This window comes from Thiohalomonas denitrificans, from assembly GCF_016841685.1.
In the GTDB taxonomy this organism is placed as follows: domain Bacteria; phylum Pseudomonadota; class Gammaproteobacteria; order Thiohalomonadales; family Thiohalomonadaceae; genus Thiohalomonas; species Thiohalomonas denitrificans_A.
This window is the reverse complement of record NZ_JAENYR010000038.1, coordinates 9964-33559: the sequence shown is the minus strand read 5'-3', so window position 1 is coordinate 33559 and position 23596 is coordinate 9964. Positions and strand designations below refer to the sequence as shown.

19 protein-coding genes are annotated in these 23596 nt (G+C 59.9%); 9 read left to right on the top strand and 10 right to left on the bottom strand.

Translation table 11 applies throughout. The features are described from left to right. From Q7L05_RS09865 to Q7L05_RS09855, 3 genes are all read left to right on the top strand, one after another. Window positions 1-198 (top strand): hypothetical protein (locus Q7L05_RS09865; RefSeq protein ID WP_303905547.1); only part of this gene is annotated, 198 nt, incomplete at its 5' end. Between the two features lie 131 nt (window positions 199-329). Further along, a complete protein-coding gene (locus Q7L05_RS09860) occupies window positions 330-1058 on the top strand; it encodes an SAM-dependent methyltransferase (protein ID WP_303905544.1) in 729 nt (242 codons plus the stop codon). 80 nt (window positions 1059-1138) lie between these two features. After that, window positions 1139-1828, top strand: a complete 690-nt coding sequence (locus tag Q7L05_RS09855) for a VIT1/CCC1 transporter family protein (protein ID WP_303905541.1) — start codon at window positions 1139-1141, stop codon at window positions 1826-1828. Between the two features lie 644 nt (window positions 1829-2472). Here Q7L05_RS09855 and Q7L05_RS09850 read toward each other — a convergent pair. Further along, window positions 2473-2973: a DUF6448 family protein gene (locus Q7L05_RS09850; protein WP_303905538.1), complete on the bottom strand. Its 501-nt coding sequence runs from the start codon at window positions 2971-2973 to the stop codon at window positions 2473-2475. Between the two features lie 901 nt (window positions 2974-3874). Here Q7L05_RS09850 and Q7L05_RS09845 point away from each other — a divergent pair. After that, on the top strand, window positions 3875-4687 hold the full coding sequence (locus Q7L05_RS09845; RefSeq protein ID WP_303905535.1) for a formate/nitrite transporter family protein: 813 nt from the start codon (window positions 3875-3877) through the stop codon (window positions 4685-4687). Window positions 4688-4830: 143 nt separating this feature from the next. Here Q7L05_RS09845 and Q7L05_RS09840 read toward each other — a convergent pair whose 3' ends face one another. Continuing rightward, on the bottom strand, window positions 4831-5943 hold the full coding sequence (locus Q7L05_RS09840) for a GNAT family N-acetyltransferase (RefSeq protein ID WP_303905533.1): 1113 nt from the start codon (window positions 5941-5943) through the stop codon (window positions 4831-4833). 583 nt (window positions 5944-6526) lie between these two features. Between Q7L05_RS09840 and Q7L05_RS09835 the strand changes: the two genes are divergently transcribed. Next, entirely contained in the window at window positions 6527-7951 is a 1425-nt protein-coding gene (locus Q7L05_RS09835; protein WP_303905530.1) for a dihydrolipoyl dehydrogenase, read from the top strand. A 198-nt stretch (window positions 7952-8149) separates the two neighbouring features. Here the strand turns inward: Q7L05_RS09835 and Q7L05_RS09830 are convergent, their stop codons facing one another. The 3 genes from Q7L05_RS09830 to Q7L05_RS09820 are packed head-to-tail and all read right to left on the bottom strand — an operon-like array spanning window position 8150 to window position 14411. After that, window positions 8150-9163: a dihydroorotate dehydrogenase-like protein gene (locus Q7L05_RS09830; protein WP_303905527.1), complete on the bottom strand. Its 1014-nt coding sequence runs from the start codon at window positions 9161-9163 to the stop codon at window positions 8150-8152. Between the two features lie 18 nt (window positions 9164-9181). Further along, window positions 9182-12769 (bottom strand): pyruvate:ferredoxin (flavodoxin) oxidoreductase, encoded by a 3588-nt coding sequence (nifJ, locus tag Q7L05_RS09825; RefSeq protein WP_303905523.1) that lies wholly within the window; start codon window positions 12767-12769, stop codon window positions 9182-9184. After that, a complete protein-coding gene (locus Q7L05_RS09820; RefSeq protein WP_303905520.1) occupies window positions 12741-14411 on the bottom strand; it encodes an NAD(P)-binding protein in 1671 nt (556 codons plus the stop codon). Before Q7L05_RS09820 ends, nifJ begins: the two co-directional genes overlap by 29 nt. Window positions 14412-14799: 388 nt before the next feature. On the opposite strand from Q7L05_RS09820, the gene Q7L05_RS09815 reads away from it, so the two are divergent. The 3 genes from Q7L05_RS09815 to Q7L05_RS09805 all read left to right on the top strand — a co-directional run bounded on the left by Q7L05_RS09815 (window position 14800) and on the right by Q7L05_RS09805 (window position 17765). After that, on the top strand, window positions 14800-15642 hold the full coding sequence (locus Q7L05_RS09815; RefSeq protein ID WP_303905518.1) for a CheR family methyltransferase: 843 nt from the start codon (window positions 14800-14802) through the stop codon (window positions 15640-15642). Between the two features lie 147 nt (window positions 15643-15789). Further along, on the top strand, window positions 15790-16824 hold the full coding sequence (rtcA, locus tag Q7L05_RS09810) for an RNA 3'-terminal phosphate cyclase (protein WP_303905516.1): 1035 nt from the start codon (window positions 15790-15792) through the stop codon (window positions 16822-16824). A gap of 425 nt (window positions 16825-17249) precedes the next feature. After that, a complete protein-coding gene (locus tag Q7L05_RS09805; RefSeq protein WP_303905513.1) occupies window positions 17250-17765 on the top strand; it encodes an RDD family protein in 516 nt (171 codons plus the stop codon). Between the two features lie 146 nt (window positions 17766-17911). Here the strand turns inward: Q7L05_RS09805 and Q7L05_RS09800 are convergent, their stop codons facing one another. From Q7L05_RS09800 to Q7L05_RS09790, 3 genes are read right to left on the bottom strand one after another with little or no spacing between them, the layout of a single operon-like run. Beyond that, window positions 17912-18484, bottom strand: a complete 573-nt coding sequence (locus tag Q7L05_RS09800; RefSeq protein ID WP_303905510.1) for a YceI family protein — start codon at window positions 18482-18484, stop codon at window positions 17912-17914. Window positions 18485-18516: 32 nt separating this feature from the next. Beyond that, window positions 18517-19602: an alkene reductase gene (locus Q7L05_RS09795; RefSeq protein ID WP_303905508.1), complete on the bottom strand. Its 1086-nt coding sequence runs from the start codon at window positions 19600-19602 to the stop codon at window positions 18517-18519. A 39-nt stretch (window positions 19603-19641) separates the two neighbouring features. After that, complete coding sequence (locus tag Q7L05_RS09790; protein ID WP_303905505.1) at window positions 19642-20187, bottom strand: cytochrome b; 546 nt, start codon at window positions 20185-20187, stop codon at window positions 19642-19644. A gap of 127 nt (window positions 20188-20314) precedes the next feature. On the opposite strand from Q7L05_RS09790, the gene Q7L05_RS09785 reads away from it, so the two are divergent. Further along, a complete protein-coding gene (locus Q7L05_RS09785) occupies window positions 20315-21262 on the top strand; it encodes a LysR family transcriptional regulator (protein WP_303905502.1) in 948 nt (315 codons plus the stop codon). An 8-nt stretch (window positions 21263-21270) separates the two neighbouring features. Here Q7L05_RS09785 and Q7L05_RS09780 read toward each other — a convergent pair whose 3' ends face one another. Next, window positions 21271-22722, bottom strand: coding sequence for a Y-family DNA polymerase (locus tag Q7L05_RS09780; protein ID WP_303905500.1), 1452 nt, complete (start codon window positions 22720-22722; stop codon window positions 21271-21273). Window positions 22723-22950: 228 nt separating this feature from the next. Further along, window positions 22951-23286 (bottom strand): endonuclease domain-containing protein, encoded by a 336-nt coding sequence (locus Q7L05_RS09775; RefSeq protein ID WP_303905497.1) that lies wholly within the window; start codon window positions 23284-23286, stop codon window positions 22951-22953. Window positions 23287-23596 lie beyond the last annotated feature (310 nt).

Here is a 23596-nt window from a genome sequence, read left to right as displayed (position 1 = left end):
TTCCACGGTAAGCTCCTCTGTGATTCCGCCCGGGATTGGGCAGAGAGGGAGCTTATGTCCCCGCGCTTATCTTTTCTGCCGCGTAGCGGCTTCGTCCAACAAGGCACTTCAGGTGACCCGCAGCCGCGTCGCTCCTTACGTCGCTCTGCGGCAGCGGTCACCTATGCCGGCGAAGGGCAGAAGGTGGGCCGGTTGTGATGGGGTGTCGTCGGGTTGGTCCGCCTGCTTGGCAGCGGTGGATTGCTCCTGACGCCCGGAACGTTGCGGTTCGCTCATGCGCTCGAAAGCGGGCGTGGGTGAAGACAGTTGTCGACCACAGGAGAAGTGGGGTGGCATTTGAACTAAAGCAGATTGTGCCTTGGGGTCGTTCGTTTCAAGAATACGTGGACATGTTTGCGCTCTCGGAAGATGACCTAACCAAGCCGATTCTTGGGTGCGGTGATGGTCCGGCCGGTTTCAATGCCGAGTTGACAAGGCGTGGGGGCACGGTTGTTTCGGTAGATCCGATATACGCATTTGGAGCAGAAGAGATCCGTCGGCGGATCGATGAGACGTTTGATGAAGTCATGCGGCAAACACGTCAGAATGAACATGAGTTCGTTTGGGATCACATCCGTTCCGTTGGCGAGCTGGGCAAGATGCGGATGGCGGTGATGCGTGACTTCCTTGAAGACTTCCCACAAGGCAGGAGCGACGGGAGATATCTTCCGCAGTCCGCTCCCACCCTGGATTTCCCTGACGATAGCTTCAGCCTTGCACTGTCCTCTCACCTGTTGTTCCTTTATAGCGGCCATCTCGATCTCAAGTTCCACATTGAGGCCATCGCCGAATTGTGCCGCGTGAGCGAAGAAGTGCGTATATTTCCCCTGCTTCAGCTAGGCGCCACACCCTCTCTCCATGTCGAACCGGTGACTGAGCACTTTCGTGCCGCCAGCTACGAAGTGAAGCGGGTACATGTCCCGTACGAGTTCCAGCGTGGGGGAAATCAGATGCTCAAAATCAGAAAAGTCGAACAAGGCCTTACAGCCGACACCTTGGACGGCGCGGCTGAAGGCTGACCTTGAGTCTGTAGAAAAACCTTTTTTTTTCTACAGACTCATTAGGCGTCGTAAGGCGCCTCTTACTAAAAGGAACGCCGATGAGGCATCCCGAAAGACATAGAACACAACGGATCGGCTGGCTTCGTGCGGCTGTTCTTGGTGCGAATGACGGTATTGTCTCCACTGCCAGTCTTGTCTTGGGCATTGCTGCAGCGGGAGTTGATTCTCAGGGCATCTTGCTCGCGGGTGTTGCTGGCCTCGTCGCTGGAGCGATGTCGATGGCTGCCGGCGAGTACGTGTCGGTCAGTTCGCAGGCCGATACCGAGAAAGCCGATCTGACCCGAGAGAGTGAAGAACTGGCCGCCGGTCCCGAACAGGAGCAAGCGGAGCTCGCAGCAATCTACGTCAAGCGCGGGCTAGATCCGGCACTCGCCTCCACCGTGGCCAGGCAACTAATGCAGCACGATGCACTTGGTGCACATGCCCGTGATGAGCTGGGTATCTCAGAGGTCTTAACGGCTCGTCCCATCCAGGCCGCCCTTGCTTCCGCCGGCACATTTTCGGTGGGCGCCTTTCTTCCGCTTCTGATCGTCATGCTGTTTCCGGCTTCCGCGCTCATGTGGGCTGTCTCGGGCAGTTCGCTCTTGTTTCTTGCACTGTTGGGTTCACTGTCCGCCAAGGCAGGCGGTGCCTCGGTGATTGTCGCCGCCTCACGCGTCACCTTTTGGGGCGCCTTAGCAATGGCGTTGACCGCTGGGGTAGGCGCGCTCTTCGGGGTGACAACTTGATTCTGTTGCAGCGGACGGTGAAAGGAGCTGCGGCGCTTCGCGGGCAGTTGGGTGGTGGCACGGGTTAGCGGCTCGTTAGCGAGGAAAGGCTCATGCGAAATCTTGCCTTTTGGTGTGCTTTGGTTCTTAGTACTCCAGCGTGGGCTAGCGATATTGTTGGTCCTGGCAAGCTATGCCGGAATGTAACGGGCGCGATAGGTGGCACCCCTAAAGAAACTATTAGTCGGCTTGGGCCCACAAAATCGGTCCGGTACGATGCGGTAAGTAATCCACACCTGTCCGGCGCCCAAGATAGGGAAATTACACTGGAATATCCAGACGGAGAAGTTCTGTTTAGGTATCTTGACGACTCAGATGAGCATGTCCTTTTGACAGCTGTACTTCCCTTTCAGTCGTTTAGTCCAAGGTTTCGCGAGAATTTTCCGGACAGCGTCGAGAGTATAGTTGAAAGGTGGAACGAGCCTGATGAACGCACCAATCAATATGGGAGGTACTACTGCACATTTGAAAGGCTTCAGTGGGTTGATATCGAGTTTGAAGAAAACCAGGTAATTGGGATTTCTTACACAGGCTATGTGGATTGAATGTCCCGGAAAAGATCTTCGGGGTTACGCTCGAGGTGTACCCGGTCGGCGCTGGGACATTTATTCCGATTCGGGAAAATGTCCGGAAACCGGCTGTTTGGAAGCATCATGAATCTGCTCGATGTAGTGGATGTAAGTGACGTACTCATCGACATATTCACGCCCGGCCCGGATGTCGTCCGGTGTGTAAGCCTCCTTCTTGTCCATGATCTCGGTGAAGCGGGCGCGCACTCCCTTTTCAACCTTTTTGACTAAAAGTTCAATTACCGGCTCGATATCCGCAGTTTGCAAGGCCTTATCTGCTGCTGGTACGGCTGGCCCAAAGTCAGTCCCTGCAGGCTTCAAGCCTGTATACGGGGCACCCTCGGCTTCGCGATGGAGCCGGACGAGCGTCTCCAGGAAGTGAGTCTCTGCGAGTTGCTGAACCTCCGGTTCCTTTTCGCGGAATTCAATCGCCTGGTTGAAAGTACGGCGCACTACTTCCTCATCCTCTTTCTGAACCCAGGGCAGCACCCACTTCACATCATTCTCGGCCAGGGCCTTTCTGGCAACGGTGGCCACAGGTCCATCCAGAGTGTCGCAGTGTGCCACCGCAGCTGTTGAAGCCAAGCCAACCATCAGGGTCAGAACGAATGAACCGGAAAGCCGGAAAAAAGCGTGACTTATCGCCATCGTTGCATCCTTGTGTTTGAGTGAGTTAATCGCGTATGGTCAGTCTAGAATGCTTGGACTATTCCTCTACCCCCTTCAAACCAGTATCCCAGCCGGGTTTATTAGCTCACCCATGCCTCTGACGGAAGTTCGCGCGCGTGTGCAGGATCGGACGGAAACTGAAAAACATGCACACTTGTGGACGGGCTGGATGAGAAAGATCGTTATCGATCGCCCACCATTTTTAGGCCCGTCTGGTTGTTCCAGGAGCAGCCGGAGACGCTGAGACTGGTGAAGTGCTTTCTGCCGAATTGATGCTGCAATTCGACGTGGCAATAGCTGGACGTGGGTGTCCGAGTAATGGCCTTACGGTGGTTCCTCCCGTGGTCGGTGATGCCGTACTGCAGGGGACCTGACCGGCGTCGAGGACGAGGAGTTTACACTCGATGTGGCTCTTCAGAGCGTCCGCAGCGAGGTCGACCAGCTGGGCTACGACCCGCTCGCTGGCGAAGGCTATCTCACCACCGAGACCGGTGACGTCGTCAGCGTCAGCGGCACCATCGATCGACCTCATCGAATCGTGTCGTGGCGTCAGCCCGCACCAAAACAATATAGATTCCCACCTACTGCATCGATCGAGAGCATCTCCCTTCGGCCACTCCGTCCCCGCGCTTCCTGCATTGATTCGTATAAACAAGGAGTTGGAAAGGTGAGACATCTCTGGCACGGATTCTGCTGTTCGCAACTACGTAGATACAGACCCTGAACCATTCCGAATGAGAGTCTCTATTAACCGAACAGGGGAACTGCCATGGCTTATCTAATGCCTTCTGAATTCGTCACGAAAATGGTGGATGTTGGAGAATCCAAGGTCTTCATGTCCACCAGGGATACGCTGATCAGGGCGTATATGGCTGGTGCCATCCTCGCCCTGGCCGCTGTCTTCGCAGTCACAATTGCGGTCCAGACAGGTTCCCCGCTGGTGGGTGCGATTCTGTTCCCCGTCGGGTTTTGCATGCTGTATCTGATGGGCTTTGACCTGCTGACCGGGGTGTTCGTGTTGACTCCTCTAGCGTTACTGGATAAGCGGCCCGGTGTGACAGTAAACCGCATTTTGAGGAACTGGGGGCTCGTGTTCGTGGGAAATTTCGCGGGTGCAATAACGGTGGCGTTCATGATGGCAGCGGTTTTCACCTACGGTTTCGCCACTGATCCGGGAGTGGTAGGTCAGAAGATCGCGAAGATCGGCGAGAGCCGGACCCTGGGCTACCAGCAATACGGGATGGCTGGGTGGCTGACGATTTTCCTGCGGGGCATGTTGTGCAACTGGATGGTATCTCTGGGTGTGGTGGGCGCAATGATCTCGACGACTGTCAGTGGCAAAGTCATTGCAATGTGGATGCCGATAATGCTCTTTTTCTTTATGGGGTTTGAACACTCGGTTGTGAACATGTTTCTGTTTCCGTCTGCGATCATCATGGGCGGCGGGTTTTCCGTGGGGGACTACTTCCTCTGGAACGAGATTCCCACCGTTTTGGGTAACCTGGTCGGTGGGTTGGCGTTTACGGGGCTAACGCTGTACAGCACACACGTACGGACCGCTCCCACGCGCTCTGCTGCCTGAGACTGGACAAGCGAGCCTGGCCAGGCTGGGCTCGTGTCCTTTCCCGAAGCTCGTCAATTAAAGGAAGCTGACGACGATAGGCGGATGCGGTCCCCGAAATTCGCACCCCGATCGCCGGACCATCAATCGGCTTTGCCTGGATCTCACGACTCCCGCCTTTTCATTCTTTGGAGCAGGGCACGGATGGCATCTTTGATCAGCATTCCGATCCCGTACCCATCCAGGGCATACGTCCGGACTCTGACCATCGGACGCTCCAGCTCTGTCCAGCGGCGGGTCCAGGCGCTGCTGTAGCCCAGGAACTGGTAGGACTGGAGGCCGGTTCTGGCGGCCTCCCGCAGGGTCTCCAGCACCAGCAGCATCCCTGGCGAGCAGGCGCGGAATCGACTGTCATATCCGATCTTGTAGAGCCAGTAACCCTTGCCCGTTTCCGCGGCGATTTGCATGGCCGCGATCTCCTTGCCGATATACAGGAAGGCAATTCGGAGTTCACCTCGTTCTGCCGCACGCAGGCAGTAGCTCTCGAAGAATCGGCGACGTTGGGGATCGCGTTGTAATGACGATCCCGTCTTGCCTTTCCAGCTTGCATCCTCGACCTTCAACGCCTGGTGAAACAGAGGGGTAAAGGATGTTTTGTCGGGTCGATGCAGTACGAAGGAGGTGCCGCCGCGCGTATCTGCTTTCTTGCGCGCCCGGCGCAGATCGCTTCGAAGTCTGCGGCTGAGCCGGGGTTCGGGATCGATCCATTCACGGGAGAGAGGAATATAGGGACAGCTACCCTGGGGCGACACTCGTATCAACCCGCGCCCTTTGTAGGCACGGCGGAGCGCCGGGAGTGTCGCTGAGTCTGCGGGTAGCCGATAGAAACAGATAGAGAAACGGTGCCGGGCGAGTTCCTGGGTGAGCACTTCCAGTGCAGCAGGATTCCGATACAGCAGGTCCGTCGGCTCCTGCAGTTCTTCGACGCCGGGTTGTGACAGGGGCTGCAGGACGCCGGCACGGTTCAGCAGTGCCAACGCATCAACATGGTGGTTTCCGTCGGTAACGGCAAAACAGTGCACGTTTTTTCCGAATACTTCGGTGGCACTGATATTCCAGGCGTACCGCTCGGTCGGTGGTGCAAGAGATGAGTTGAGCTGTTTCCAGTCCTGTTCTCTATGTTTCTGTGTGCTGCAGGAGACGAAACGGAGGTCGCCTGCGAGATCATCCTGCCATTTGGGGCAGGCATACTCCCCAGGCTTGCCGAACATATCCATCACTATCTTCCCTGATTGAAACCGAAGACTAACCCCTTCAATACATAGCCTATGGCGTGGCCAGTCACCACAAACCATACGGAATAGCAGGGCCGGAAGTTGACTTTCGACGACGTGGTCACATTCCAGAGGCGAGATAGAGGTCTGACAAGATAACTGCCGTCTGAAGCCGCGGTAGCCACCGCTTGCTAGTCTTAGACTGGAGCCGTTGGGGGTGGGCAGGATGACTCGTTCGGATTGAGCGTGTGAACTCCTGATGAACTTGTCCTCCGCTGTCATTACGAGGAGCCTGAGCGACGAAGTAATCTCCTGCTCGCAATCCGAGATTGCCGCGTCACTGTGGCTCCTCCTGATGAACTTCCCCGCCGTTGTCATTGCGCGGAGCCTGGGCGACACGGCAGTCTGGTACTTGGCACTTCGAGATAGCTTCGTCGCTGAGGCTCCTCGCTATGACAAGAGGGAAGTTCGTCATTGATTCGGACTGGCGCAGCCGGGGGTAGTGCTCGCAATGACGGCTAAGTGTTCGTCATCGATTCGGGGCCGTGCAGCGGCGGGTACGGCTCGCAAAGAAGAGGAGGGGGCGATGAGCCGTTCGGTGAAGCTGGTAATCATCGGTGCCGGAACTGCCGGTCTGACTGCACTAAGTGAAGCACGGCGGAAGACCGACGATGTGGTCCTGATCAACGACGGCCCGTACGGTACGACCTGTGCGCGGGTTGGATGCATGCCTTCGAAAGCATTGCTGGAAGTGGCACATACCTACGCGTCTTGTGAATTTCTGTCAGGCGCCGGGGTAGAAAGCATAGATCAGATGCAGGTCGACATATCCGCCGTGATGAAGCATGTGCGCAGTCTGCGCGACCGCTTCACGGCAGGCCCCATCAAGCTTGCAGAATCGCTGGGGAAACGCAGCATCCGGGGTCGCCCGCGGTTCCTTGAACCTACTACCCTGGAGGTCAACGGCGAGCGTATACGAACCGAAAAGACGATCATCGCCACGGGCACGCGGCCGATCCTGCCTGCCAAGTGGCAGGCCTTCGGCAACCGGGTTCTAACGTCCGATAACATTTTCGAAAAGAAGACGCTTGGTGGCAGAGGCGCGGTGGTCGGTCTCGGCCCGATCGGTGCCGAGCTGGCGCAGGCGTTCGCGCAGCTGGGGCTGACGATTTACGGGTTTGACAAGACGAAGCAAGTCGCTGCCATCACCGATCCGGCCGTCAACCAGGCCATGCTCGACGCGCTAGGCAAGGAGATGAACATCCTCATCGGCGAGGTGGACCTCAAGGAGACAACCAATGGTGCAATACGGGTACTGGCTGGCGGCGACGTGGTCGATGTGGACTGGGTTCTGGCTGCCATCGGCCGACGGCCAAACCTCGAAGGCCTGGGTCTTGAGGCGATCGGCGTCACTCTGGACGAGCGTGGCGTGCCTGAGTATGACCCCTGCTCGCTACAGATCGGTAACCTGCCGATCTACATTGCCGGTGATGTCAGCGGCATGCGCCCGCTCATGCACGAGGCTGCAGACGAAGGCCGGATAGCGGCCTACCACGCGTTGACGGGGCACAAGGAACTGATCGGCAGGCGAACCCCTTTGGAAATCGTGTTCACCGAACCGAACGTGGCGAGCGCCGGCCTTCGCTACGCCGAGCTGGATTTGCAGCGGCACATCGTAGCGACCGCGGATTTCGGGCAGCAGCCGCGGGCGCTCATGACCGCTCGCAACCAGGGAATCCTGCAGTTGTACGTGGATAGCGAAGAGGGCTGTATCGTTGGTGCCGAAATGGCCGCGCCGAACGCCGAGCATCTCGGCCATCTGCTCGCCTGGGCCATCCAGCAGCGCAGTACGGTCGATAAACTCCTGCAGATGCCGTTCTATCATCCGACGGTGGAGGAGGGTTTGCGACCGGCCCTGCACGCCGCACGCAGACAACTGGGAGAGCGACGTCGACAGCCGGATATCCCGCTCTGTCACGAGGCCGCCGACTGGGCCTTGGGAGGCGACTAAATAGCTGTTCCGAAATGGTGTTCATCACTCCCCAGCGGGGGTGACAGGGAATGACGGATTTCCCGGGCCGTGCGCGATCACCCGGGCGAGCAGTTACGGTGTTGATTTCGGGGATGTTCGGCAAAAGGCGCGCCCGGATATAGAAAGGGGCTGCACCCGAGCTGCGACGGCGCGCGGCTCAAGCGGATTTTTTCCTTTTCACCTCCACGCCGAGAGCACTTCGCCTCTGAAGCTCTGCAGTATTTTAATATAGTTGGCCCGCTCGAAGGCGCTGGGGTTCGCTACTTTTCCGTGGCTCATGTTTCCTCGGAGCTGAGCGACGGAGGAGAACTCCCGGGCCTCCATCCACTCCTTGAGTCCATCGACCATGGTTGTGGCGTAGGCGGGGCCATGGCGTAGCAGGGCCGACGTGCTCATTACGACATCGGCACCCGCCAACAGATATTTAATCACTTCATTCGCCCCCTCCACGCCGGTCGTGGTTCCCAGCGAGGCGTTGACCTTGCCACACAGCAAAGCGGTCCAGAGCAGAGGCAGTCGTATCTCGCTGGCGGTACTGAGATCCAGTATTGACGCAACCTCAAGATCGGTGATGTCGATATCCGGCTGGTAGAACCGGTTGAAAAGCACCAGGGCGTCGGCGCCCGCTTGATCCAGACGCAGAGCCAGGTTACCCGTGGCGCTGAAAAAGGGGCTTAGTTTGAGCGCGACCGGAATGCTCACGGCCGATTTGACCATGGCCAGAATGTCCAGGTAGTGCTGCTCGACCTCCAGGCTGCCGATGCCGAAATCGGCTTCGACTCGATAGATATTCAGCTCCAGCCCGTGGGCCCCGGCCTGTTCCATCTGTTTGGCGTACTCGATCCAGCCCTCGGTGGTGGCGCAGTTCATACTCGCGATCACCGGGACGTCGACCTGCTCGGTCGCACGCCGGATAAGCTCCAGGTACCGATCGGGGCCGACCTCATAGGTGCTTACTTCGGGGAAATAGTTCAAGGATTCGGGATAGCTTTCGCTGCCCGCTTCCATTAGCCGGGAAAAGGCTTCATTCTCCTCCCTAACCTGTTCTTCGAATATCGAGAACATGACCACCGCCGCCACCCCCCCGTCCTCCATCTGTCTGAATCCGTCGAGTGTTGCCGACAGCGGCGATGCCGAGGCGACGACGGGGTGCTTTAGCTGGAGTCCCATGTAGGTCGTGCTGAGGTCCATGGCCCTTCTCCCATTGAGTTATCGGTTGACGCTGGCGTCCGGAATGAAGCGGCTGCCGCTGCGGCTGGCCATCTCTTCGTAGGTTTCCCATTTCTGATTCACCGCCTCCTGGGCCAGCGTCATCAGGTGCTCGCTCTCGGCGGGATGGGTCCGGGCCAGCATGCTGTAACGCAGTTCGTTGAACGCATAATCCTTGAAAGGAATGCGGGGACGCGGCGAATCGAGCACCAGCGGATTATGATCCGACTGGCGCAGGGCGGGGTTGTAACGCATCAGTGGCCAGTAGCCGCTGGCCACGGCCAGTTCCTGCTGCTTCATGCCGTCTCGCAGGTTGAAGCCGTGTGCAATGCAGTGACTGTAAGCAAGCACCAGCGACGGTCCGGGATACGCTTCCGCCTCTCTCAGGGCCAGCAGTGTTTGCTGGGGATTGGCACCCATTGCAATCCGGGCCACATAGACGTTGCCATAGGAGATCATCTGCAACGCCAGGCCCTTTTTCGCAACGGTCTTTCCCGATGCGGCGAATTTGGCCACCGCTCCCAACGGGGTCGCCTTGGACATCTGACCGCCAGTGTTGGAATAGACCTCGGTGTCCAGCAGCAGCACGTTGACGTCTCTCCCGCTGGCCAGTACATGGTCGAGACCGCTTGATCCGATATCGTAACCCCAGCCGTCGCCTCCCACGATCCAGATGCTCCGCCGCACCAGGTGATCGATTACCGAGAGCAGATTGCGGGCTTTTTCGCTGTCGATGGGTTCCAGCGCCGTTCTCAATTCCGCCACCCGCATGCGCTGTTGGCGGATCTGCAACTCGGTACGCTGCTCGGCGGCGAGGATTTCATCGATCAGTCCGGATCGGATTTCCTCTTTGAACTCCCGCGCCAGCTGGGTTGCCAGCGCCAGGTGCTTGTCGGCGGTCAGGCGGAAGCCGAAGCCGAACTCGGCATTGTCTTCAAACAGTGAATTCGACCACGCCGGCCCACGCCCCTCTGAATTCGTGGTCCAAGGCGTGGTGGGAAGATTGCCCCCGTAAATGGATGAACAACCGGTGGCATTGGCGACCATCAGGCGATCGCCGAACAGCTGCGAGAGAAGACGAACATAGGGCGTTTCTCCGCAGCCGGTACAGGCGCCGGAAAACTCGAACAGCGGCTCCAGAAATTGCACTCCCCGCACGGTAGAGAATTCCACCCGCGATCGCTCGTTGACCGGTATGCGTTCAAAGAACTGGATGTTCCGCCGTTCCCGTTCGAGGATGGGCGCCTTGGGCCCCATATTGATCGCTTTGACCCCGCTTTGCTGCAGGCTCTTGGCGGGGCATGACTCCACGCAGATACCGCAGCCGGTGCAATCCTCGACGTAGATTTGCAATGTGAATCGCGTCTCGGGAAATCCACGGGCATTGATCGGAGCCGATGGAAAACCGTCGGGTCCCTCGTCGAGCTGGTCCTCGTTGTAGAACTTGGCGCGGATGACGCTATGCGGGCAGACGAAACTGCAATTCCCGCACTGAATACAGATCCCGGGCTCCCAAACGGGGACGGAGTCGGTGATGTTGCGTTTCTCCCAGCGGGTGGTACCGGAGGGGTAGGTGCCGTCGATGGGCAGCATGGAAACCGGCAACCGATCCCCTTTTCCGGCCATCATCATTGCGGTTACCTTCTGCACGAATTCCGGCGCTTGTGGCGGTACCACGGGTGGCATCTCGATAGCGCTGGAGGGGTGGTCGGGAACCGTCACGCGATAGAGCTGTTCAAGTGTGCGGTCCACCGCCAGGAAATTCTTCTCGACAATCTCTTCGCCTTTCTTGCCGTAGGTCTTTCGGATAGTGTCCTTTATCCGCGCGATCGCTTCGTCCTGCGACAATACACCGGAGATGGCGAAAAAGCAGGTTTGCATAATCGTGTTGGTGCGACTGCCCATCCCCGTCTCGCGGGCCACCCCCGACGCGTCGATGACGTAGAACGAAATGTCTTTGTCGATCATCTGCTGTTGGGTGCGATGCGGCAACCGGTCCCAGACCTCGTCGGGTCCGTAGGGACTGTTGAGCAGCAGAGTGGCACCGGGCTGCGCGCGCTCCAGTACATCGATCTTCTCTATGAAATTGAACTGGTGACAGCCGATGAAGCTGGCAGACTGGATGAGATAGGGTGCATTGATCGGATTCGGTCCGAAGCGCACGTGGGATACTGTGCGTGAGCCGGATTTCTTCGAATCGTAGACGAAGTAACCCTGGGCGAAAAGCGGCGTCGATTCACCGATGATCTTGATGCTGTTCTTGTTGGCACCGACGGTGCCGTCGGCGCCGAGCCCGAGGAAAACCGCGCGCACCACCTCGTCCGACTCAATGTTGAATTCGGGGTCGTACTCGAGGCTGGTGTGGGTTACATCGTCCCGGATGCCGACGGTGAAAGGGTTCTTCCTTTGTGACTTCTTGAGTTCATCCAGCACGGCCTTGGCCATGGCGGGAGTGAATTCCTTGGACGACAAACCGTAGCGGCCGCCGATGACATCGGGCAGACCCTCCGTGGGGAGCCTGTTTTCGGCCCGAGCCTCCGCCAGGGTCGTTACTACATCGCTGTACAACGGCTCTCCGGTAGCGCCCGGGCTTTTGGTGCGGTCAAGAACGGCAATGGCCTTGACCGTGGGCGGTAGCACAGCGAGGAAGTGCTCGGCGGAGAACGGCAGACAGAGACGCACATGAATCACGCCGCACTTCTCTCCGGAGCGGTTCAGCACGGCGACGGTCTCGCGAAGGGTGTGCGCCCCCGAGCCCGTGATGACCGCCACCCGCTCCGCTTCGGGATCCCCGTAATACTCGAACAGGCGGTAGGCCCTTCCGGTCAACTCGTGGAAGGCATCCATTTTCTCCTGGAGAATGGCGGGCAACCGGGCATAAAAACGATTGACCGTTTCCCGTCCCTGGAAATAGACGTCGGGGTTCTGCGAGGTGCCGCGTATGAAGGGATGGTCCGGATTCAGCGCCCGGCTGCGGTGGGCACGAACGGCGTTGTCGTCCATCATTGCGCGAATCTGTTCTTCGCTGATCAAGGTCAGCTTATTCACTTCGTGGGAGGTACGGAAACCATCGAAGAAGTGGACGAAAGGAACCCTCGATTCCAGTGTTGCCGCCTGGGCAATCAGCGCTGTATCGTGCGCCTCCTGTACCGAAGCCGAGGCGAGCTGCGCGAAGCCGGTGCTGCGCACCGCGGCGACATCGGAGTGATCGCCGAATATCGACAGGCCCTGAGCGGCCAGGGATCTTGCCGCCACATGAAACACGGTGGGGGTTAGCTCGCCGGCGATCTTGTACATATTCGGGATCATCAGGAGCAGACCCTGCGATGCGGTGAAGGTGGTGGTCAACGCACCGGTCTGCAGGGCGCCGTGTAGCGCCCCGGCGGCTCCGCCCTCGCTCTGCATCTCGCTGACCAGGGGAATGTTGCCCCAGATATTGGTTTTGCTTTCGGCTGCCCACTGATCGGCAAGTTCCGCCATGGTCGAGGAGGGCGTAATGGGGTAGATGGCGCACACTTCATTGATGCGATAGGCGGTGTACGCAACCGCCTCGTTGCCCTCAAGCGTGGTGATCTTTTCCGGTTGCATCGGCAACTCCTGGTTCCGGGATCATTTCGATGGCGTGACAGGGGCAGTACTCGAAGCAGACGGCGCAGCCCGTGCAGCGATTGAAGTCGAACCGGTAGCGCTTGCCCGGGCCCAGTTTGATGATGGCGTCTTCGGGACATGCACCGTAACAACCGTCGCATTCGAAGCAGTTGCCACAGGAGAAGCAGCGTCTGGATTCATAGGCGGCTTCCGTTTCACTCAAGCCCTTGGCGATCTCCTCGAAGCCGTAGGCGCGGCGCTCCGGATCCACAGAGGGCTGCTTCCGCTGTTCCGCATCCGTCAGGAAACCGAGATGCAGTCCGTCGAAACCGATGATGTCGTGTTTCGGTGGTTTGACGTACTGTTCACCGCGCAGGTACGCATCGATATGTCGGGCAGCCTTTTTGCCATGACCGACCGCCGCCGTCACGGTGCGTTCGCTCGGTACCATATCGCCTCCGGCGAACAGGCCCGGATACCCGGTCATGAAGTCGGATCCGACCGCTACCGTGCCATCCGGCCGGAACTCGATACCGGGAACACTCTGCAGGAACGCCGAATCGGTTTTCTGGCCCAGCGCCAGGATCAGGGAATCGGCTTCGAGTGTTTCGATCTCCCCGGTAGGTTGGGGACGGCCCTCCTCATCCAGGGTCATGACCTCGACCTGGAGTCTGGTCTGGTCGATCGCCTTGATGGTTCGCAGCCAGTTGATCTTGACGCCCTCTTTTATCGCCTCCTCGACTTCAAAGGCATGGGCGGGCATCTGCTCCGGGTTACGGCGATAGACGATCAACGCCTCCTCGGCGCCGAGCCGTTTGGCAGTCCGCGCCGAATCCATTGCGGTATTGCCGCCGCCGTAGATCGCAACACGTCGGCCCAGTTCTGGCGGCTGGCCGGTGGCGGTATCACGAAGAAAACTGACCGCATCGAGGATCTTGCCCGCATCTCTGGCGGGGATCTCCGTGCGCTTGCCGAGATGAGAGCCGATGGCGAGGAAAACCGCGTCGAAGCCGCCGGTCTCCTTCTCCGCTAATACATCCTGCACTCGGTGGTTAAGCAACATCATGACTCCCATGGCCTCGATGCGTTCAACCTCCTGCTCCAGCTCCTTGCGGGGCATACGGTAAGCGGGAATTCCGAAATGCATCATGCCGCCCGGCAGTGGTCCCGCCTCGTGGATCTCAACGGCGTGCCCGAGGCGGCTCAGGTGAAAGGCGGCGGAAAGGCCGCTGGGTCCGGCTCCCACCACCAGCACCCGTCGGCCCGTTGGAGGTGCGACCTTTTTAATTTGCCAGCCTTCGCGCAACGCGAGATCGCCGAGAAACCGTTCCACTGCGTGGATGTTGACGGTACTGTCCACTTCGTTCCGGTTGCAGTGGTCCTCGCAGGGGTGATAGCAGACACGGCCGTGGACGGAGGGCATCGGGTTGTCCTCCATCAGCACCTGCCACGCTTTCTCGTAGGATCCCGCCTGGGCCAAAGCCAGCCATCCCTGAATATTCTCACCGGCGGGACAGGCATTGTTGCAGGGTGGCAGCAGGTCCACATAGAGCGGGCGCTGCGTGCGAATCGGACCGGTCCCCCTGGCGTGTTGGGTCAGGTCCGGTGGGTGCATCAATTCATCGAGCTTTCTATCATTCATGACGACTGCCGAAGAGTGTCAGGGTAGCCATGCTGGCTCGGCCATTCGTCAGTTTGGCCTCCAAGGAGTGTTGCTCCGGCATGGTGATATGCCTCCCGTCCTTGAGATTGGGGAAAAATCAGCCCCACACCGTGAGGCGGATAACGCAACGTCGTGAACTCTGTGGAAAGATAGCAGCCGATGGGAAAGATCCTACCGAGCGCACGGACTTGGGCGAGGTGGTTCGGATCGAAGAATTCGGGACATCGTGAATGCTGACGTTTTTTTCACAGTCCGGCCCCGTCGACAGGCTGTTCGATCCGAATCGTGCAAATTCGGGCCGGTCAAGGACTTACACCGCTCGCTTCAAAGTATGCGGTTGCCCGGGCTGTGGAGGAGGGGGCTTGTTGTGAAGGATGCGGATTGCGTCGAATTTTTGCAGTGGGCCCTGCCCCAGCTAAAAATGCGCTGGCCGGGCTTCCGGCGAGTGCGCGCCCAGGCATGCAAACGCATCCAGCGGCGGATGAAGACGTTGTCCTGCCCCGACGTGCAGGCTTACCGGTTCTATCTCGAAAGGCATCGTGAAGAGTGGACCATTCTGGACACCCTGTGCCGAATCACGATCACCCGGTTCTATCGTGACAGGCAGGTCTTCCGGACACTCATGCGTGAGGTGCTGCCGGACCTTGGGCAAGCGGCCCGGGCCCGCCATGCCCGGGAGCTGCGGATTTGGTGTGCCGGCTGCGCCTCGGGGGAAGAACCCTATACCCTGGCCGTGGGCTGGCGATTGGAACTGGCCGAGTGCTTTCCGGACCTGACGATGGATATCCTCGCCACCGACGCCGATGCCGGCCTCCTGTCGCGGGGTGCCGAGGCCTGTTACGCCTGGAGTGCCGTGCGCAATCTGCCATCCAACTGGCTGGCCGAGGCATTCCAGGTACGTGAGGGGCGTTACTGTCTCAGAGCCGAGTTCAAAACCCCGGTCCGCTTCGAACTCCATGATCTGCGCAGCCCTCTAGGCGAGAGTGACTTCGACTTGATTTGTTGCCGCAACCTGGCCTTCACTTATTTCGAAGAACCTCTGCAACTCCATGTGGCGGAAGCGATCCACGATCGCATGCTTGCGGGCGGTGTGCTTCTGCTGGGCGTGCATGAAAGGCTTCCGGAGGGTGGGCCGGATTTCCAGATCGTCTCGGAGCGGCTCGCCCTCTATCGGAAACCGCCGTTTCCTGACGGGACATCGTCTCGGTGAGTTATCCGCCGGGGAGAGTCCGGCCTCTTCGGGCGGTGCACACGCGGGCGCGTACCCGAACTCTTTCAACCGCGCTGTCGCCCTGAACCCCGATCCACGCGTTGGTCTCAGGCATCCAGGGCGTGCCTCCGGCCAGAGGAACAGGTGATGGGGGAAATGATCCACATCGACGGCACCATGGGCGAGGGTGGCGGCCAGGTGCTTCGCAGTTCACTGGCGCTTGCCCTGCTGACGGGCCAGCCGGTCCGGCTGACCCGCATTCGTGCCCGCCGGGATCGGCCCGGGCTCGGCTTTCAGCATTGCATGGCCGTGCATGCCGCGGCCCGGATCAGCCGGGCGCAGGTGGATGGGGATCGGGTCGGTTCACAGGATCTGGATTTCGTGCCCGGGCCCGTGGTGCCGGGCGACTATCACTTCGACATCGGCACGGCCGGCGCCACATCCCTGGTGCTGCAGACGGTGCTGCTGCCGCTGGCATTCGCTCCCGACAGCTCAACGGTTGGCATTACCGGCGGTACCCATGTGCCCCTGAGTCCCTGTTTTCACTATTTGGATTGGCATTGGCGGGTCATGCTTTCGCGCCTGGACATCGGCTTCGATCTCCGCATGACAATGGCTGGATTCTATCCCCGGGGCGGCGGCGAGATCCGTGCCATGATTCCCGGTCACGCCCGTGTAAACGCGCTGGACCTGCGTCACCGGGGAAAGCTTCTGGAAGTACGCGGGCTCTCCGCAGTGGCCAATCTGCCCGAGGAGATCGCACAGCGACAGCGGGGGCGGGCGCTTCGACCGTTGGGTGAGCTTGACTGCCCGGTGGAGATCTCACTGGAGATTTTGCCCGCCCGTTCTCCCGGTACGGTACTGGTGTTGCTGGCCTGTTTCGAGCATAGCCAGGCCTGTTTCTTCGCTCTGGGGGCGCGGGGGAAACGCGCGGAGCGGGTGGCCGACGAGGCGGTGGACGAACTGTTCGGATTCCTGGCCGTTGATGGGGCTGTGGATCGCTGGCAGGCCGACCAACTGCTTCTGCCCCTGGCCTTCGCCGGACAGCCCTCGGTATTTCGCACCAGTGAGGTGACCCTTCATCTGTTGACCCAGGCGGACGTGATCCGCAGTTTCTTGCCGGTGGCGATAGATATCGACGGCGCCTTGGGAGAGCCCGGGACGGTCCGACTTTTTCCATGACCTCCGCAAACACGAAATCCTTTTCCCTATGGCACAGGAGGCAATTCCCCCTCTGATATTCGAGCTAAAAGTGTCCCAAACGAACCCAGCCCCTCCATCTTGCCATTTTCCCGCCTAACCGATAATCTCATCTTGCGACACAATCGACGCCACTGGAACAGAAGCGTCGGAATAAGAAAAAAACGACATCGCCATGGAAGCGGTTTCCAAGCCTGACACAGTATCCCCTACCCGGTCGGCATCCATCGGGCTACGTACCGCTGTATTACCTGCGTCGCAGCACACGGGTATCAATGGCATCGTTTCCATCCCTTATCTCATCAACTCCCGTGCCGTAACCTTTTTCAAGAGCCGAAAAAAAAGCGTTCAGTAACAGAAGGACTTGCGGGGCGCGCGATTAGCCGCCGTGCAGTGTGAATCAATCAATGAAAAAGGAGATGAAAATGACTCAAGAATCAGAGGCGGTTGAACCCTTTGGCGAATCGTATGAGTATTCCGGCTTCTGGCTACGCGTGGGCGCTTCGCTCATCGATACGGTTCTTCTCATGCTGATAATCGCCCCCATGTTAACGGCGATATACGGGACAATTTACTGGGGAGGCGAGGAGCTCGTTGCCGGATTCTGGGATTTCATGGTGAGTTGGATTTTTCCTGCGGTAGCAGTCGTTGCATTTTGGGTATATCGACAAGCAACGCCCGGAAAGATGGTATTCAAGGCCATTATTGTCGATGAAAAAACAGGGGATGCTCCCAATTTAAAGCAATGGGTGATTCGCTATCTTGGTTATATACCCGCGACGCTGGTTCTCGGATTGGGCCTCTTTTGGGTAGGGTGGGACAAAAAGAAGCAAGGCTGGCATGACAAACTTGCAAATACCGTTGTGATACGCCCAAAGAATAGAGGTGCTGAAGCAGTGCAATTCAGTAAGCAACCCACCTGATAAAGGGGGCCCTCTTGCTCCGGACCATTGACCTCAGCACGACGGGGTCGTTCACGTACAGCAGATGATCCGGTGGGAGATCTGTCGGCAAGGGCGTGTCGGCGTTGAGCGGACCGGGTGGGCCGGTCCGCTCGTTCGCTATGAAATCATCGGCGTACGCCTTCGACGGAGAGTTCCAGGTAGACCGTCTGTGAGGCAGGTCCCAGGTCGTAGTCGATGCCGTGGTCGGCCAGCTTGAATTCGGTAATACCGTGGAAACCGCGACGGTTTCCGCCCCAAGGGTCGGGACCGGCACCGATGTGCTCGACATCGATAGTCAATGGTTTGGTGACGCCGTGCAGGGTGAAGTCGCCGGTGAGTGTCGCCTTGTCGTCGCCGTTCTGCTCAAAGGAAGTGCTGACGAACTTCGCCTCCGGATATTTCTTCACGTTCAGGAAGTCATCTCCACGCAGGTGCTTGTCGCGTTCGGCATGGTTGGAGTCGATACTGGCCGGGTCGATGTTGACGACGATGGAGGCCGCCGATGGATTGCTCTCGTCGTAACTGAACTCACCGCCGAAGTCGTTGAAACGTCCCCCCAGCCAGCTGTAGCCCAGGTGCTGAACCTTGAAGTGGATGTAGGCGTGGGCGCCCCTGGTGTCGATGACATAATCGGCGGCCTGGACCGGCGCGGCGCCGGCGAGGCCGAGCAGGGCGGCGGACAACAATAGCTTGCGCATGGTAGGTACTCCCTTGGGTTGCAGGTCAGCCATCAGGTCAGGCTGGGATAATCGGTGTAGCCTCCGGCGTCTCCGCCGTAGAAACTGGCCGGGTCCGGCTCGTTCAGCGGCGCGTCACGGGCGACGCGCTCCGGCAGATCGGGATTGGCGATGTAGGCGCGGCCGAAGCCGATGAGGTCGGCCAGGCCATCCTCCAGATAGCGTTCGGCCTTGACCTTGTCCATCTCTCCACAGGCGATGACCGGTCCGCCGAATCGCTCGCGGGCCTGCTTGAGGAGGGACTCGCCCGCCGCATAACCACTGAACACCGGGTCGACGAAGTGCAGGTAGGCGATGCCGAGGCGCTTTGCGGCGTCGGCGAGATGCAGGGTCACGCGGTCCGCGTCCGGGTCCTCCCCCATGTCGTTAAAGGTGCCGTGGGGCGAGAGCCGCAGGCCGACCCGATCAGGGCCGGCGACCTCGACGGCGGCCTCGACCACCGCAAGCGCGAATCGGGCCCGATTCTCCAGGGAGCCGCCCCAGCGATCCTCGCGCTGGTTGACCGTGCTGTTGAGAAACTGATCGATCAGGTAGCCGTTGGCACCGTGGATCTCCACGCCATCGAAGCCGGCAGCGAGGGCGTTCTCCGTCGCTTGGCGGAAATCGGCGATGGTCGCCTCGATCTCCTTTTCAGTCATTGCCCGGGCCGGGGAGGGCGTGAGCATGGCAGGCTGGCCGTTATCATCCAGGGCGAAGAGCTGGGTCGCCGCCTGCCCGGCCGACGGGGCGAGGGGCGCTTCGTTGTTCGGCTGCAGGCTTTGGTGGGAGACCCGTCCGCAGTGCCAGAGCTGGGCAAAGATGCGGCCGCCGGCCTGGCGCACGGCAGCGGTTACCTGTCGCCAGCCTTCCACCTGTCCTTCGGTGTAAATCCCCGGGGTCCAGAGGTAGCCGGGCGCCTGCGGCGAGACCGGCGTGCCCTCGCTGACGATCAGTCCGGCGCCGGCGCGCTGGCGGTAGTACTCGGCCATCAGGGCATTGGGCCGATTGTCGTCGTGGTCCGCACGGTTGCGGGTCATCGGCGCCATGATAATGCGATTGGGCAGTTTCAGTGCCCCGATACGAATGGGTTCGAACAGCATGGTTCTTCTCTCCTTGGTTTGAACGTTTGTCTGATCCGGTTAGCGCCCCAGCATCCGCAGCAGCGTGCGGTCGCGGTCCAGGAAGTGGTGTTTCAGGGCCGCCAGGGCATGTAGGGACGCCAGTGCCATCAGGGTGATGGCGAGGGTCAGGTGGATGGTCCCGGCGATGTCTTCCTGATGTTCGATTCCGTGGAGGGTGGCCGGAAGGGCGAACCAGCCGAAGACCTCCAGTGCCCGCCCGTCGGCGGTCGAGATCAGATAGCCGCTGATCATGATGGCGAACAGTAGCAGGTACAGCAACTCATGGGTGGCTTTGGACAGGCGGCGCTCCCAGCCCACATGAGTCGGCAATGGAACCGGCTGCGGATTGAGGGCACGCCACCCCAGGCGCACCAGCACCAGCAGGAACAGCGATACGCCGATACTCTTGTGCCACCAGGGGCCGAGGCGATACCACTGATCATAATAGGTGAGTCCGGTCATCCACAGACCGAGGCCGAAGAGGCCGAATACCGTCAGCGCCACCAGCCAGTGCATCAGTACGGCGGCCAGACCGTAGCGGGTTGTATCGTTTCGCCATTGCATAGGTTGCTTGCACTCTTCGTACTGGAGCGTCCCGGGAATCCCCCGATCGAAACTGTGTTTATTGTATCGTTCCAGTTTATGCTAAAAAGACGTCAATCCCGAAAACTGTGTTGCGAAATTCAGAACAATGGATCGACTGGATGCCCTTGAGGCCTTTACTGCAGTAGTGGATGCCGGCAGCTTCAGTGCCGCCGCCGAGCGCCTGGGGATCGCCAAATCCGCGGTCAGCCGCCGTGTGACCGATCTGGAGTCGCACCTCGGCGTGCAACTGCTGCGGCGTACCACACGGCGTCTTTCGATGACCGAAGCCGGTCGCGACTTTCATCGCCGCGCCACTCTTTTGCTGGCCGAGTGGGAAGAGGCCACTCAGTCGGTGACCGAGGGTCAGCAGACCTTGCGGGGCCGGATTCGTCTTGCGGCGCCGCTCTCCTTCGGTTTGCTGCACCTCAACCCGGCCTTGACCGCCTTTTGTGCCGAACACCCCGGGGTGGTGCCCGATGTTGACCTCAATGATCGCTCGATCAGCCTGGTCGACGAGGGCTTCGATCTGGCCGTGCGTATCGGCTATCTGGCCGATTCGACGCTGATTGCCCGCGCCCTGGCGCCGGTACGGATGGTGCTGTGCGCCAGTCCCGAGTACCTCGCCCGCCATGGGACCCCTCGTACCCCGCGGGAATTGGCGGATCATCAGGGTCTGGTATATGCGAACGTACCCGAGTCACAGCAGTGGCGGTTTGCCGACAGGCAGGGCCATGGCGAGTCGGTCCGCGTACCGGTACGTCTGCGCGCCAACAATGGCGATCTGCTCCTCGATGCGGCTGTTGCAGGACTGGGGGTGCTGGCCTCACCCACCTTTCTCGCCTACCGGGTCATCGCCGAGGGGCGTCTGGTACCGCTGCTCCCCGACTACCGTCTGTCGACGGCCTATGCCTATGTGGTCTATCCGTCGCGACGCTTTGTACCGCGACGGGTACGCGTGCTGGTGGATTTTCTGCTTCAGCGGTTTGGTGATCATCCCTATTGGGACGATGGCCTGCCGATGGCCGATGATGTCGGGGTCCCGCTCGCCAGGTGAGCGGACCTTCAGGCAAACACGCCCTGCAGGAACCAGCCCTGACTTCGCCGCTCCCGATAGATCCAGAAGTGTTCGCCGTGGACGTCTGCGGCGATGAAGTAGTCGCGGGCGGCATCATCGCCATCCCACCAGCCGGTTTCGATCCGCTCCGGCCCCCGAATCAGGTGTAGCTCACCCTTCAGCCGGGGCCGACCGTTGCGTTGTTCGAGCGGCTTCGGTTCGGGGAAGAGCCAGAGCGGGCGGAGGGGTTTCGTTGTCGGAAGCGGTGCATTAGGAATGCACCCTGTATTGTCGTCGTGGCCGGGTGGGCAGGGGCGCCAGGCTTTTTCCGGCCGGTGATCAGCGGCCGGGCCCAGCCCGCCGACGGCGTTATCGCCCAGGCGGGCGCGCAGCTTCTCCAACCATGCGCTTGCATCGGGTATGCCGGTCTGCTCTCCGCTGAAGAGGTCGTCGTGTTCGCTTTCCCGTTCCGGAAACCGGTCGGCGTGCAGGCCGATGGCATCGGTGGAGGCGGGCAGTTCGAAGCGCTCCAGGCGCTCGCGGATCAGTGTAAGAAGGTGATCCGCATCCCGCGACGGACGCCGCAGGCCGATTGGGAGTTCGCTCTCCGGGCGCCCCCGGTGTTCCAGGGTAAGGCGCATGTCCTGCACACCGGCTCCCTTGGCGCGCAGCAGCCCTACCAGTTCCAGCACCAGTCGGCGGGCGGCAAACAGCAGGGCGTCGGTGTTGTCCACTTCCGCTGGCAGCGGCAGACGGCCATCGAAGTGGGAAGGGGGCTCGAACGGCCGGCGCGGATCGGCACGCAGCCCTATGGCGCGATCCAGGTAATCGTAAAAGTCGGGGCCGACACGCCGTGCCAGGGCGCCGCGGGGCTGGCGCAGTACATCACCGACCCGCCGCAGCCCCATTCCGCGCAGGGCGGCAATGGTTTCGGGCTTCACCTCCAGGCCGCTCAGCGGCAGGCGTTGCAGGATGTCCCGCAACCGATCCCGCTCCTCAATCAACAGCTCGACGCCATTTTTCGCCAGCAGCCAGCCTCCCAGTGGGGTCGGGGCGACGGTGAGATGGGCCCGATAGCCCATCTCCTGTAGTCCCTCGGCCACACCATCCCGCAAGGCAGCGAGGCCGCCGAACAGCTTCCGGCTGCCGGCCACCTCCAGCATCAATCCTTCATGGGGGCGGATGTGTACCAGCGGCGTGAATTGCTGGCTCCATAGCGCGAGGGCGTTCAGCGCCTGATGCTCCGCCGCCCTGTCCCGCTCGCGGGTCAGCAGGGTATGGCACAGGGCAAAGGCCGCCTCCAGGGGCTGGCCGGGATGGATGCCGTGCTCCTCCGCGGCGCCATTGCAGACATGCACCACCGGCCGGTTATCCGGCCCGGTACGCACGGCAAACGGAGTCTCCGTTTCTCCGAAGACCTCCAGCGCAAAGTTGGATAGATAAATACTTAGCCAGAGCATTGGTGGGTGATAGCTTTAAGACCTGTGTTTAGGTGAATCAGTAATTGGACTCTTCCTCATCCTGTTCTTCTCCCTGAGGGAGAGAAGGGACCCTTCGTTCAGTTTTGGAGGCAGGCTGAACCTGCGCTCTCCCTTTCGGGTGCCATTCCCTCCCCTGTGGGGGACGCTTACAGGGATATAGGTGGTAGACGGCGGGGAACTTGCCGTCGAGGGCCAGGGGTGTCAAATTCAGTCCCGGCGAATAAAACCAAGAATTACCTCCAGAACCACCTCGGTTTCCTGCAGCACTTCGTTATTCCAGAAACGTAGTACCTGATAGCCCTGCATCTTTAGCCAAGCATCCCGTCGTGCATCCTGGGCAGTTTGTTCCGCGTGCTGCCCTCCATCGAGTTCAATAACCAGCGTCTGTTCGAAGCAGACAAAATCGACGATGTAGCGTCCGATGGGACACTGGCGGCGGAATTTACAGCCGGCTAATTGTCGAAGGCGAAGATGTCGCCATAATCGGCGTTCGGCATCGGTCATGTTCCGGCGAAGCTGCCGGGCGAATTCTGTTTTTGTCATGTCCTTCTTGATCCCCCCTCATCCTGTCCTTCGACAATTGCTCCCTGCATTGTCCTACCTCCTGCGTCCTGCAGTCGTCTCCCTGAGGGAGAAGGGACCCTTCGTTCGGTTTTGGAGGCAGGCTGAACCTGCGCTCTCCCGTTTCGGGTGCCATTCCCTCCCCTCCGATGGTAGCGTCGGGAACTGGCCGTCGAGGGCCCAGGGAAGGGATGTTAAAATTCGCTTCTTGATCTCCCTCATCCTGTCCTTCTCCCGGAGGGAGAAGGGACCCTTCGTTCGGTTTTGGAGGCAGGCTGAACCTGCGCTCTCC

Bases quoted from the DNA above. Each gene is read 5' to 3' on its own strand.
- Q7L05_RS09790 (WP_303905505.1), bottom strand. From the start codon at position 20,187: ATGCAATGGCGAAACGATACAACCCGCTACGGTCTGGCCGCCGTACTG.
- Q7L05_RS09845 (WP_303905535.1), top strand. From the start codon at position 3,875: ATGGCTTATCTAATGCCTTCTGAATTCGTCACGAAAATGGTGGATGTT.
- Q7L05_RS09775 (WP_303905497.1), bottom strand. From the start codon at position 23,286: ATGACAAAAACAGAATTCGCCCGGCAGCTTCGCCGGAACATGACCGAT.
- rtcA (WP_303905516.1), top strand. From the start codon at position 15,790: ATGGGGGAAATGATCCACATCGACGGCACCATGGGCGAGGGTGGCGGC.
- Q7L05_RS09855 (WP_303905541.1), top strand. From the start codon at position 1,139: ATGAGGCATCCCGAAAGACATAGAACACAACGGATCGGCTGGCTTCGT.
- Q7L05_RS09830 (WP_303905527.1), bottom strand. From the start codon at position 9,163: ATGGACCTCAGCACGACCTACATGGGACTCCAGCTAAAGCACCCCGTC.
- Q7L05_RS09785 (WP_303905502.1), top strand. From the start codon at position 20,315: ATGGATCGACTGGATGCCCTTGAGGCCTTTACTGCAGTAGTGGATGCC.
- Q7L05_RS09800 (WP_303905510.1), bottom strand. From the start codon at position 18,484: ATGCGCAAGCTATTGTTGTCCGCCGCCCTGCTCGGCCTCGCCGGCGCC.
- Q7L05_RS09805 (WP_303905513.1), top strand. From the start codon at position 17,250: ATGAAAAAGGAGATGAAAATGACTCAAGAATCAGAGGCGGTTGAACCC.
- nifJ (WP_303905523.1), bottom strand. From the start codon at position 12,769: ATGCAACCGGAAAAGATCACCACGCTTGAGGGCAACGAGGCGGTTGCG.
- Q7L05_RS09835 (WP_303905530.1), top strand. From the start codon at position 6,527: ATGAGCCGTTCGGTGAAGCTGGTAATCATCGGTGCCGGAACTGCCGGT.
- Q7L05_RS09820 (WP_303905520.1), bottom strand. From the start codon at position 14,411: ATGAATGATAGAAAGCTCGATGAATTGATGCACCCACCGGACCTGACC.
- Q7L05_RS09840 (WP_303905533.1), bottom strand. From the start codon at position 5,943: ATGGATATGTTCGGCAAGCCTGGGGAGTATGCCTGCCCCAAATGGCAG.
- Q7L05_RS09780 (WP_303905500.1), bottom strand. From the start codon at position 22,722: ATGCTCTGGCTAAGTATTTATCTATCCAACTTTGCGCTGGAGGTCTTC.
- Q7L05_RS09795 (WP_303905508.1), bottom strand. From the start codon at position 19,602: ATGCTGTTCGAACCCATTCGTATCGGGGCACTGAAACTGCCCAATCGC.